Source organism: uncultured Methanobrevibacter sp., assembly GCF_937898925.1.
In the GTDB taxonomy this organism is placed as follows: Archaea; Methanobacteriota; Methanobacteria; order Methanobacteriales; family Methanobacteriaceae; genus Methanobrevibacter.
In genome coordinates, this window is record NZ_CALDKF010000122.1 from 1 (window position 1) to 11,508 (window position 11,508).

At 31.4% G+C, this 11,508-nt stretch carries 12 protein-coding genes and 1 pseudogene; 9 read left to right on the forward strand and 4 right to left on the reverse strand.

Going from position 1 to position 11,508, the window contains the following annotated elements; genetic code table 11:
* A partial coding sequence (locus Q0409_RS10415; protein WP_366940131.1) for a hypothetical protein occupies window positions 1–77 on the reverse strand: 77 nt, incomplete at its 3' end.
* 171 nt (window positions 78–248) lie between these two features.
* On the opposite strand from Q0409_RS10415, the pseudogene Q0409_RS10420 reads away from it, so the two are divergent.
* The 4 genes and pseudogenes from Q0409_RS10420 to Q0409_RS10255 all read left to right on the forward strand — a co-directional run.
* Window positions 249–338: pseudogene (locus Q0409_RS10420) on the forward strand (tetratricopeptide repeat protein); the annotation flags it as partial.
* A 201-nt stretch (window positions 339–539) separates the two neighbouring features.
* Complete coding sequence (locus tag Q0409_RS10425; protein WP_366940132.1) at window positions 540–1,031, forward strand: CDC27 family protein; 492 nt, start codon at window positions 540–542, stop codon at window positions 1,029–1,031.
* A 59-nt stretch (window positions 1,032–1,090) separates the two neighbouring features.
* Complete coding sequence (locus Q0409_RS10250) at window positions 1,091–1,585, forward strand: SseB family protein (RefSeq protein WP_298537888.1); 495 nt, start codon at window positions 1,091–1,093, stop codon at window positions 1,583–1,585.
* A 56-nt stretch (window positions 1,586–1,641) separates the two neighbouring features.
* Window positions 1,642–2,070: a hypothetical protein gene (locus Q0409_RS10255; RefSeq protein WP_298537892.1), complete on the forward strand. Its 429-nt coding sequence runs from the start codon at window positions 1,642–1,644 to the stop codon at window positions 2,068–2,070.
* On the opposite strand, the gene uvrC is transcribed toward Q0409_RS10255, so the two are convergent.
* Window positions 2,067–3,911, reverse strand: coding sequence for an excinuclease ABC subunit UvrC (gene uvrC, locus Q0409_RS10260; RefSeq protein ID WP_298537895.1), 1,845 nt, complete (start codon window positions 3,909–3,911; stop codon window positions 2,067–2,069). The two genes, Q0409_RS10255 and uvrC, sit on opposite strands and share 4 nt — an antisense overlap.
* Window positions 3,912–4,104: 193 nt before the next feature.
* On the opposite strand from uvrC, the gene Q0409_RS10265 reads away from it, so the two are divergent.
* On the forward strand, window positions 4,105–5,160 hold the full coding sequence (locus Q0409_RS10265) for a hypothetical protein (protein ID WP_298537898.1): 1,056 nt from the start codon (window positions 4,105–4,107) through the stop codon (window positions 5,158–5,160).
* Between the two features lie 41 nt (window positions 5,161–5,201).
* Here Q0409_RS10265 and Q0409_RS10270 read toward each other — a convergent pair whose 3' ends face one another.
* Window positions 5,202–6,164 (reverse strand): ion channel, encoded by a 963-nt coding sequence (locus Q0409_RS10270; RefSeq protein WP_366940130.1) that lies wholly within the window; start codon window positions 6,162–6,164, stop codon window positions 5,202–5,204.
* A 243-nt stretch (window positions 6,165–6,407) separates the two neighbouring features.
* Between Q0409_RS10270 and Q0409_RS10275 the strand changes: the two genes are divergently transcribed.
* The 3 genes from Q0409_RS10275 to Q0409_RS10285 all read left to right on the forward strand — a co-directional run bounded on the left by Q0409_RS10275 (window position 6,408) and on the right by Q0409_RS10285 (window position 8,781).
* Window positions 6,408–7,511: a hypothetical protein gene (locus Q0409_RS10275; RefSeq protein ID WP_298537903.1), complete on the forward strand. Its 1,104-nt coding sequence runs from the start codon at window positions 6,408–6,410 to the stop codon at window positions 7,509–7,511.
* A 215-nt stretch (window positions 7,512–7,726) separates the two neighbouring features.
* On the forward strand, window positions 7,727–8,086 hold the full coding sequence (locus tag Q0409_RS10280) for a hypothetical protein (RefSeq protein ID WP_298537906.1): 360 nt from the start codon (window positions 7,727–7,729) through the stop codon (window positions 8,084–8,086).
* Window positions 8,087–8,307: 221 nt separating this feature from the next.
* The gene (locus Q0409_RS10285; RefSeq protein ID WP_298537909.1) at window positions 8,308–8,781 is read left to right on the forward strand and encodes a tetratricopeptide repeat protein; all 474 of its coding nucleotides are present in this window, start codon (window positions 8,308–8,310) and stop codon (window positions 8,779–8,781) included.
* A 101-nt stretch (window positions 8,782–8,882) separates the two neighbouring features.
* On the opposite strand, the gene uvrB is transcribed toward Q0409_RS10285, so the two are convergent.
* Complete coding sequence (gene uvrB / locus Q0409_RS10290; RefSeq protein WP_298537912.1) at window positions 8,883–10,844, reverse strand: excinuclease ABC subunit UvrB; 1,962 nt, start codon at window positions 10,842–10,844, stop codon at window positions 8,883–8,885.
* Window positions 10,845–11,198: 354 nt separating this feature from the next.
* Between uvrB and Q0409_RS10295 the strand changes: the two genes are divergently transcribed.
* The coding region (locus Q0409_RS10295) for a hypothetical protein (protein ID WP_298537915.1) at window positions 11,199–11,508 on the forward strand (310 nt) is incomplete at its 3' end.

Consider the following 11,508-nt stretch of genomic DNA (forward strand, 5'->3'; position numbering starts at 1 on the left):
GAATATGCTGTTGAACCAGTTGGAGTTGCAATAATTAAACCATCGGCAACATAAGAACATAATTTTTTATCATTAATATATAAATCTAAAGTTCTTTATAATGCCTCAAAATTTGAAGAAGCTATTCTATGTTATGATAAAATTCTAGATATCACACCTAATGATATAGTTGTTTTAACTTTTAAAGGAAGGGCTTTACATAATTTACATATGTTCGATGATGCCATCGAAATGATTTTCCAGACAATACTCGTGTTTTGAATTTTAAAGCTAAGTCTTTAACAGAACTCAACAAATTTGATGAAGCATTAGAGTATTATAATAAGACTTTAGAGTTAGACCCTAATGATTCTTATGCATTATATAATAAGGAGAACTTAATTAATTATTTATTCGAAAATAATTATGATTTGGATGAATTCTTCATTAAAAATGAGAGAATGGAATCAAATTATGATGATTTGTCCGATTATGATAATTTAATAAATGAAGAGATTGAAGATAATTATCTTAAACAAAATAGCAATAATGGCTTTTTAATGGAAGATGATTCGGAATGTGATTATAGGTTGTATGAAAAGATTTTACAACTGGAAGAAAATCAATCTGAAGATTATAAAAAACTTTTAAATCATTATAATAAATTTTTACAAATCAATCCAAGTAATTTAAGCGTTTTAGACAGTAAAGCGACTTTGTTATATCGATTAAATTTATTTGAGGATGCTATTGATTCATTTGATGAGTATTTAAAATTAAATCCAAATAAAATAAGAATTTTATATCAAAAAGCAGTTTCATTAGAAAAATTATCCCGATTAGATGAGGCTCTTTTATGTTATGATAAAATATTGGATTTAGACTCAAAGCATATTAATTCATTATATAATAAAGCGCTGATTTTTATGAAATTATCTGATTATAATAAAGTGATAAGGATTTATGATGAGATTTTAAGAATAAAACCAGATTGTGAAAAAGTAAGAATTAGTCGAGATTTAGTCATAAAATTATGTAAGAATAAAAATTAAAATAAATTTTTATATTATCAAAATATATATTTATATATCTAATAGATGGAGAATTACTTATGGATGAAAGAGTTGAAAATCCAGAACTTAAAGAAATCATGAAAACCAGACCTGAAGAAATGAATGAAGATCAATTGGAAGCTTTTGTAGATGCATTTATGGAAGCTACTTTCATCATTCCAGCTGAATTGAATTCAGATGTTGAAGCTCTTGAAGGAAAAACCGATGAGGAAATTGCTTTAGATGAAGAGATTGACCTTGAAATCATGAGACTTGAAGATGAGGACGGAAATGTACTCTTCCCAATCTACACTGATGACGATGAGCTTGAAAAATTAGCTGAAGAAGAGGATTTCGACATATTCGGTTTAGTTATTTCCGCTGAAGACCTTGCAATGCTTCTTTCTGATATAGAAGATGATGAGTTTGATGGTGTTGTAATCAATCCATTCCATGAAAATGCTGTAGAACTTCCTTTGGAAGCTATTTGCGAGCTTTATGACTTTGAGGAATGTGATGATCCTGATTGTGATGACCCAAGTCATAATCACTAAATAAAATTACTAAAGACATGTTGTTTAGCAGATTTAGAAGAAAAAACAATGATCTAATGGTTAAGAAGCCATCTGAAGAAGTCTTGAAAGCCCATAATGATGCTGAAATCATCATTAAGGAGAACAATATAGACAGGTTTCTTTTGAACATGTTTATGGATAAGAAAGGAATCAATAAGTTCCATACCACTCCCAAGCTTGTAAATGAGTTCTTAAATTCAGATTGGTTCTTAAATCTTGACCTAAAATGTCTGCTTCAAATAAATGATGAATCAAAAAGAATTCGCGCTAATGCTTTTTTAACTAAAAAAGAGATATTCTTCAAAGGAAAGGAGAATATAAAAATAAGTTTCGATAATATCATGGATTGCAGAATCGATGGAAAAAAAGTGGATATAATCTGTGATGATGTCTCTTATAAGGTCATGTTCACCAACAAGAACTTGGCAAAGCTATTCTTTGATTATATCTCAAGGCAAGTCTAGTCATTTTTTTCATTATGGAAATAGTCGTAAACATTAGTTGCTGCTTTTTCATTCATTCCATTAACTTCTTTTATCTCATCGATGCTTGCTTTTTCAATAGCTTCTAAATCTCCAAAATGTCTTAAAAGCTCTATTTTTCTTTTTTTGCCTATACCGACAATATTATCCAATGGAGATTCTTCAATCTTTTTGGACCTTAATTTCCTATGGTATGTAACTGCGAACCTGTGGGATTCGTCTCTCACTTGCTGAAGCAAATGCAACGCTTCATTGTCTTGAGGAATCCTTATTGGGAAACTGCTGTTTGGAATATAAATCTCTTCAAATTCCTTAGCAAGACCGATTATAGGTATATGTGTAAGCTTGTATTCTTTCAATACATCAACAGCCATGCCTAATTGTCCTTTTCCACCATCGATAACGATAAGATTTGGCTCTTCCCCTAATTTTAATGGAACGATTCTTTCAGTTTCCGCTTCGTTCTTTCTCAAGTGTTCCTCATTGATTCTAATCTTGTCATAATGTTCCTTAAGAGGCATTAGTCTTCTCTCAAGAAGTTCCTTCATCATGGCAAAATCGTTAGGTCCGGGAGTGTTCATCTTGAATTTCTTATATTGCTTCTTATTTGGTTTTCCATCTAAAAATGAAACCTTGGAACCAACTGCCAATTTTCCGGAAATGTTTGAAATGTCGTAACCTTCAATCACTCTTGGAAGCTTTTCAAGCTTGAGATACTTCTTAAGCTCAATCATTGAGTTTTCCATCTTTTGCTTTTGATTCTTTATGATATCTGCATTTTTACCTGCCATTCTAACTAATCTTAACTTATTTCCTTTCTGAGGGACTTTTATAGACACCTTGTTACCCCTTAAGTCGCTTAGCCATTCTTCAATAAGCTTGTCATCAGGTATATCCTCTTCGATTAAAATCTCTTTAGGAATATGCCTGTTTATTCCATAGAATTGCTTTATGAAAGCAGATATGACCTCATCGGAAGTTGTATGCTGTGAACCGTCCATAAGGAAATCGTCTTTTCCAATGATCTTTCCGTTTCTGATGTTCATCACTACTACAACTGCATTTTGAGTGGTGTATGAGATTGCAATGATGTCTTGGTCAAGCTCGTTGTTCAATTCAACGAATTGCTTGTTCATGACTTCCTCAATTGAACTTATTTGGTCTCTTATGACTGCTGCCTTTTCAAATTCCTGATTTTTAGCAGCTTCCTTCATCTCAGATTCAAGGTCTTTGATGATCTTATTGTACTTTCCTTGGAAGAAAAGGTCTATCTTCTTGATATGCTCATGATATTCCTCTTTGGAAATGCTGCCGTTGCATGGGGCGTAACATAAGTCAATCTGGCTGTTCAAGCATGGACCATCCATTCTTTTGCAGGTTCTTATTCTAAAGAGTTGCTTTAGGAACTTTACGGTTTGTCTAACAGCAGTAACATCTGTAAAAGGGCCGTAGTATGAACCTTTTTTGCCTATATCCCTTGTTATGACTATTTTAGGGAAATCCTCATCAGTTATCTTAACATAAGGGTACCTTTTATCATCCTTTAGGTTGATATTGTATCTTGGCTTATGTTTCTTAATGAGGTTTGCTTCAAGAATAAGTGCCTCTTTTTCAGTATTTGTTACAATGTATTCAAGGCTGTTGAAATGACTCATCAAGACTTGGGTCTTAGGCCTATCAAGGTTTTTTTGAAAATAGGATCTCACTCTGCTTCTAAGTGATTTTGACTTTCCCACATAGATGATTTCCTCATTCTTGTCTTTCATTATGTAAATTCCAGGCTTTCTAGGAAGTTCATCTGGTGAGTTGACTTTAGTTGACATTTTAATACCTTGATAATTATTGAATTAATAAATATTGTTTAATTTTGTTCTTTTACTAATACTATTTTTGATTATTCTTAACTTATAATGATTTTTATTTTTTATAAATCTTTGCTTAAAAATTAATCTTTTTGAAAAATTTTATATAAAGTGAAAACATATACATATATGATTTATTTTAAGGGGGAATCATATGGAAAATTCTGCTTTTAGCACTTTAGAAAAAACTTTTTTGATACTGCTTTCATTCATTCCAATAATAAATGGGTTGACTTTTATCTATATGGGATCAAAGGAATCCAATAGGAACTGGATTATTGAAGGTTTGGTATATGAACTGCCTTGGTTTTTATTGTTTTTATGTGTTTATAATGATAATCTTGGAACTACCTTAGCTGGTTTTGCATTATTATTCATGTTCATATGCATTTTAAGAACAATATATGTCTCTTTCACCTATAAGAAAGGAATTTACAGTAGTTCTGAACCAATGGGGAAAAAATCAAGTTCCCTTTGGGTAGTATTTTCAATAATCATGCTTTTGAATGGTATGGGATTAATCATTGTAGGAAATAGGAGAAATGTTCAAAGATGGATTTTAGAAGGGGCATTATTTGAAATCCTTTGGATTCCAATTTTCGTTTTATCTGGCTCAGATAATGGAATAGCAAGTTATTTTGTTGGAATAGCTGTAATAGGGTGGATATTGTCAATCGCAAGAACAATCATGATTTACTTTGAGGAAAAAAGAATGGATAACATGTCATTTAATCCATCACCTCAACCTGTAGTCAGCACACCTGCTCCAGATATCAGTCCAAAACCAGTTGAAAATGCTGTTGTTGATATTATTCCTGAGTTTAAGCCATATAAGATTGAAATCGATAATCAAAAACAAGCATTTGATAAAAAGGAAGAGAATATCACTGGCTTAATCAATAAACGATTTGAGACTGGGGAATTAAGTCATAATCGTTTCATGTCAGTTATAGATAGTTGTCATAAGTTATTCTATCACCAATCCGATTCTGCTACAAGCATTATCGAAATGGCTTCAGAATACAGTGAAAGACTGGATGAAACCGTTAAAGATAAAATAAGCATTATGGAATCAATCAATGATGAGATGAATAATCTTATAGAAGAGCTCATCATTCATGATGGTGACAATGAAAAATCAGAAGAGGACCTAAAGGAATTGTTCTCAAATATGGATAATTTGATAAATTCAGTAAAGGATTATAAGTGAATAATCCTTTTTATCATTCATAAAAATAGATTTTTTATTAATTAATTATTTTTTAAGTTTTCATTTAAAGTTTCAATCTCTTCTTTTAATTCTTTATTAATTTCTTTCAATTCACTTATCTCTTTTTTAAGTGACTCGACATCATTGTCTATTTTATAGACTTTGCTATGAACTTCATTGAGATTTTTCTTGTTTGACCTTAAAGTCTCTTTTAAAAGTTCAATGTTGTCGTCATTTTCTGTAATGTTGAAGTCTTCATTCATTAATATTCTTCTTGCAAAGTAAGATGCAATAGCTCCTGTAACTGTACTGAATATCAATACTCCAACTATCAATGTTATAAGACCAATTATCTTTCCAGCACCGGATTGGGGTAGAACGTCACCATAACCTACTGTTGTAATTGTTGAAAGAACAAACCATAGGCTGTCAAATAAGCTGTTTATGCTTGGATCAAATAGGTATAATCCGAGTGTGGAAGCAAGTACAACAAGTAGTGTTATTCCGAATATTTCATCCAAATGAGTCTTTTTAAGGAAAAAGTCAATTGTTTCAAAAAACTGTGAAAAGAGAGCGATTACCTTAATGAATTTCAAAACCTTGAACACTCTTAATAGAGAACCGTTCAAGACAAATGGCAACATGATCAAATCAAATGGAATTGCAGCAATGAGTTCTGTCCAGTTTTTGATTAGGAAATGCTTCTTGTCATCGCTATCAGATAATCTTGTAAAGAAGTCAATAAAGAGAATTATACATAAAGCTGTATCAAAGATAATTATGCTGAAATATAGGTTCTCTCCTACATCTGAAATCAATGTTAGTGTAATCAAGATTAAATCTATTATAATCAATATTGATAAAAAGTAATTAAACTTGCTTTTTTGATAAAAGCTCATGTTTTGCCTCTGATATAATTTATAATTTTTCAAAGAATTTAAAAAATTTTCATTCCTAATTAAAATTATTGTTTTATTCATTATAAATTTATTTAAAATTTCCATAAATATTCAAAATATATCAAAATCATAATTTTTCCTAATTTTTTTTTAAAAATTTCAAAAAAGTATACATTTTTGAAAAATAAATACAAAACCTTATATACTAAAAATATTATAGTAACTTTAGGATATGAAAATGTCCTAACAAATACATTAGAAACTAATAGAAACTGAAATTTAATTAAATATTTAATTAAACATTTAAAGAAATAAAGAAAATATTTGAAAAAGTTGTAGGTGGGGGTTATGACACGAACTATTTTTTCAAAGATTACAAGCTCTTTATGGGTATTGATATCCTTTCTTCCATTCTTTAATGGTTTAGGATTTGTTTATATTGGAAACAAATATGCAAATGCTCAATGGTTTGCAGAGGGAATACTTTATGAATTGCCTCTTATTTTGGGATTGTTGACTTTGCCAAATCTTGCTGTATCAACTCCAATGTTCATTTTTGGTACTTTAGCATCAATTGTTTCCATTGTCAGAAGCTTTATGGTAGATTATACACTTCAAAAGCAATTGGATCAATCCAATATTGTTGAAACAAGCTTGGATGAAAAGATTGATAGCATCATCAATTCCTTATGGATCTTAATTTCATTCATTCCATTATTCAATGGTCTTGGTTTGGTCTATAAAGGTAAAACTGCACCAAATAAAACCTTGTATCTTGAGGGAATTCTCTATGAGATTCCTTGGATTATTGGAATTTTAGGCATAGGATTTTCACAGGTCAGATTTGTTGCGTTTAAAGCCGCAGTTCTTTTCTACTTCGTATCAATAATCAGATCCATAATGGTTGCCACTGAACCTGAGCCATTGTATGAGTATAGGGAACAAATATCCGCTAAAGAAGCTGAATTTAAAGTTAAATCTGAAACAAAAGAAACTAAAGAAGCAAAACAAAAAGATAAATCTGTCTATGTTAAAATGGAAGATGGCGTTGTTCCGGCATTCCAATATTACAAAAAGCAGTTTAAAGAGTTAGAGGAATTATATCCTAAAAAGGAAAAAAGCACATTGGAGTTAATTGAAAAGAGATTTGCTCCGCCTCAATTGACTTATTCCAGATTCAAGAGAGTTGTCGATGATTCTCATGAAACATTCTACAGCCAATTGAATGCAGGATATAGTATTCTTGAATTAAGTACTGAATACAGTACAAAAGTAGAGGACGAGCTTAAAAACAAGCTTTTATTGTTAAATTCAATTATTAAAGGTTTAGATAAGTTGTCTGAAGAATTGGTTCTCAACATTTCTCAAGTTGATACTGAATCAGATGATGATATTGACCATTTGTTTGATGAATTTAAAAGGGCAACTCGTTCTGTAAGTGCTTATGAATAAATTAATTGATTTTAATTAATTTATTCTAATTATTTTTTATTTTTTAATAATTTTAATTATTTTTTAATTATTTTAAATAATTTTATTCATTTTTTTATTCTATTTTTTCATTCATTCTCATTAATTTTCATCCTTTTTATTTTCTCATTTCCTCAAATTCATAAAAATTTATAAACTTAGCCAATATAATATATATTGTAGACTTGAGTGATAACATGACTATGAAAACAGGAAGCAATTTAAAATTCAACGATCAATATGAATATTTAACATTTGATTTAGACCAGGAATTCCTATTAGGTGAATTGAAAGGAGAGGAAATAAGAGATAAAATGATTTCCGCTCAGGAAATATTGGATAATCACTTGGAAAACAATTACAGTCCTGGAGATGAAATAGAAATCGATAATCCTTTTGATGAACCAAGACTTAGGAAATTCATTAAGATAAATGATGTAACAGATGACATGCTTGATATAATCTATTATCAGCATCAAATAAATAAGGAAGTTTATAAGTTTGTTACAATGACTGAACCTCCTGTAAGAGGTCGTATTTTAATTCCAAATGAATAAATTACTTTTTTTATTCTTTTTATTCTTTTTTTTCATTTTTAATGTTCAATTAACTACTATTTTTTTACCAATTTTTCATTTAAACTCTTTTTTTCTATTTTTAAAAAATATCACGCCGTTATGATAAATTTTATTAACACGTGTTAACATATTTTAAAATAAGTAAAAATTATTAATTTTTGTTTAATATTTTTATAAATTATTCTTATCCTGGTGATTCTATGGAATTCGATGAATTGATGGAAAAAGGAAATCAATTAAGAAAAGAAAACAAGTATGAAGAAGCATTAGATGCTTATCAAGCTGCATTAAAGGCAGATAAAAGACGTCCTGAAGCTTGGAATATGAAAGCAAGTACTTTAGGTCTTTTAGGTCAAACAGATGAAGCGATTGAATGTTTTGACAGATCATTGGAACTTGACTTTGAAAATGAGAAAACCTGGTTCTTGAAGGGAATGACTTTATTTGCCGTAAATCGTTTCAATGAAGCGGATTCCTGTTTTGATAAGGCAGTGAATGCAGACCCTCAAAATCCGGTATATTGGAAATACAAGGGAATGGTTTTGAGCCAATTGAACCAAAATGCAGATGCTTTAAAATGCTTGGACAATGCATTGGAATTAAATCCAGAAGATGATGCTATTCTAGTATTTAGACATACTGTAATAGAAGCATTAGAAAAAGAAGAAAATTAAGTCGTAGGGTTTTCCTACAACTCTTTTTTTTATTTTTAAAATTTTTAGATTAAATTATATGATCTCTTTTTTAGACTATTTTTATTAAATTATTGATGATTTTAGAACTTTTTAATACTTTTCAAGGCAACAATTTGATCTCTTAAAACAGCTGCTCTTTCGAAATCCAAATCATTAGCAGCCTCTTTCATTTCTGCCTCTAAGTCCTTGATCAATAGCTTAAGCTCATCCTTAGGCATGCCCTTAAGGTCATCTCTTGAAGGAGTCTTCTTGGTTGACATCTTCTTGTCCTTAAGAGTCCTGTATGTTGATTGAGGAGTGATGTTATATTTCTCATTGTATGCCATTTGAAGCTTTCTTCTCTTGTTAGTAATGTCAACAGCATTCTTGACTGAATCTGTCATGTCATCAACATACATGAGAACTTCACCATCCACATTCCTTGCAGCTCTTCCAATTGTCTGGATAAGGGATGTTTCAGACCTCAGGAATCCTTCCTTATCTGCATCTAAAATAGCTACAAGCCCCACTTCAGGTAGGTCAAGCCCTTCTCTAAGCAGGTTTACACCAACAAGAACATCGAACTCTCCACGCCTTAAATCGTCGATGATCTCCACTCTCTCCAATGTATCGATCTCTGAGTGAAGATACCTTACCTTGATTCCTATTCTGGCATAGTAATCTGTCAAGTCCTCTGCCATTCTCTTGGTAAGTGTTGTGACAAGAATCCTTTGGTCTTTTGCCACTTTCTTCCTGACTTCCTTAAGCAAATCCTCAACTTGCCCTTGAACTGGCCTGATTGTGATTTTAGGGTCTACAAGACCTGTTGGCCTGATGATTTGCTCTACAATATTTTGGCTTCTTGACATTTCATAAGGTCCAGGAGTAGCTGATACATAAAGAACCTGATTTTGAATGGCTTCAAACTCATCAAATCTGAGTGGCCTGTTTTCCTTTGCAGAAGGCAATCTGAATCCATATTGCACAAGAGTTTCCTTTCTTGACCTGTCCCCATTGTACATTCCCCTAATCTGAGGTACTGTTACATGAGATTCGTCAATGATTGTCAAATAGTCATCTGGGAAGTATTTAAGCAATGAATAAGGCATGTCTCCCCAATTTCTGCCTGACAAATGCATGGAATAGTTTTCAATTCCTGGACAATAGCCCATTTCCTGAAGCATTTCTATATCAAAACGGGTTCTTTGCTCCAATCTTTGAGCTTCAACATATTTTCCATTGAGATTCAACTCTCTTAGCCTGCTTTCAAGCTCATCATTGATGTCCTTTAAAGCTTGATCCATTCTGTCAGCACCTACTACGAAGTGCTTTGCTGGAAATATCATATACCTTTGAAGAGGCTCTTCCTTTTTGCCTGTAACTGGGTCTATCAAGCTGATTGCATCGATTTCATCACCAAAGAGTTCAATTCTTATTGGAGGGGTACCATGAACAGGGTTGATTTCAATAACATCTCCCCTTACCCTGAATTGACCTCTTTCAAATGCAATGTCATTTCTTTCATATTGCATGAAAATAAGTTTTCTTAAAATGTCGCTGCGCTCATAAATATCTCCTACAGCGATGGAAAATGCAAATTCTCCATAATCTTCAGGTGAACCGATACCATAGATGCAGCTTACACTGCTCACAACAATAACATCATCTCTAGATAAAAGTGATTGTGTAGCTGAATGCCTCATTATGTCTATCTCTTCATTGATTGAAGCCTCTTTATCAATGAAAGTGTCTGTTCTTGGCACATAAGCTTCTGGCTGGTAGTAATCATAATAGCTGACAAAGTATTCTACAGCGTTATCTGGGAAAAACACCTTGAATTCCTCGTATAATTGTGCAGCCAATGTCTTGTTGTGAGATATGATCAATGTTGGCTTTTGCACCTTTTCAATGATGTTAGCCATTGTATATGTCTTTCCGGAACCGGTGACACCTAAAAGTGTCTGTTCATGAAATCCCTTTTTAATACCGTTTACAAGGGATTCAATGGCCTGTGGCTGGTCACCAAGTGGCTTATATGGAGATTTAAGTTTGAATTCTTTCAATTTATCACCTAATTAAATTTAAAGCATCATGTCTATATCTTCTTTTAGTATATACTATTTTAAGCATTATTTCTTATAATTGTATCTATTCTAAAAGTTTAATCATTGGAATTGATTGTTTTTTATCATATTTTTGATTTTATTAAATCTTAATTTAGTTAATCTAAAACAAAAATGATATATATTATTATAAAAATATTATATATGTATATAATTATAGTGAATATTTCATATTCAAACTAAAAATAGAAACTAAAATGGGTGAAAATCACTTAAATTATATGTGAATTAAGTTCTGATATTTATAAGAATTTATGTATTTGACTCAAAATTTTTAAGGAGGATACAAAAATTATGAATTTTAAGAAATCATATGTCCTTTTGATTTCATTGATATCATTGTTCCTTTTATTAGGAATGAGCTCAGTATCTGCTGCAAGCGATGCTGATGTAATTTCTCAGGATATGGCAATAGATGATGTCAGTGTTATTGGGGATGTTGATAACAATTTAAATGATGTTGAAACCTTATCCGAAGGAGAGCAAACTGTCCCTGATGATCCTGATACAAGCGGAGATGGTGATGAAGGTGGAGAAGACTCAGTTGAGGATTCCATCAACACTACCATTGATGCAGAAGATAAGGAATACACCTATGGAGATA

Coding starts and splice junctions, on each gene's coding strand:
- Q0409_RS10270 (WP_366940130.1), bottom strand. CDS start 6,164: ATGGAAATTTTAAATAAATTTATAATGAATAAAACAATAATTTTAATT.
- Q0409_RS10250 (WP_298537888.1), top strand. CDS start 1,091: ATGGATGAAAGAGTTGAAAATCCAGAACTTAAAGAAATCATGAAAACC.
- Q0409_RS10275 (WP_298537903.1), top strand. CDS start 6,408: ATGACACGAACTATTTTTTCAAAGATTACAAGCTCTTTATGGGTATTG.
- Q0409_RS10280 (WP_298537906.1), top strand. CDS start 7,727: ATGACTATGAAAACAGGAAGCAATTTAAAATTCAACGATCAATATGAA.
- uvrC (WP_298537895.1), bottom strand. CDS start 3,911: ATGTCAACTAAAGTCAACTCACCAGATGAACTTCCTAGAAAGCCTGGA.
- Q0409_RS10285 (WP_298537909.1), top strand. CDS start 8,308: ATGGAATTCGATGAATTGATGGAAAAAGGAAATCAATTAAGAAAAGAA.
- Q0409_RS10265 (WP_298537898.1), top strand. CDS start 4,105: ATGGAAAATTCTGCTTTTAGCACTTTAGAAAAAACTTTTTTGATACTG.
- Q0409_RS10425 (WP_366940132.1), top strand. CDS start 540: ATGGAAGATGATTCGGAATGTGATTATAGGTTGTATGAAAAGATTTTA.
- Q0409_RS10255 (WP_298537892.1), top strand. CDS start 1,642: ATGGTTAAGAAGCCATCTGAAGAAGTCTTGAAAGCCCATAATGATGCT.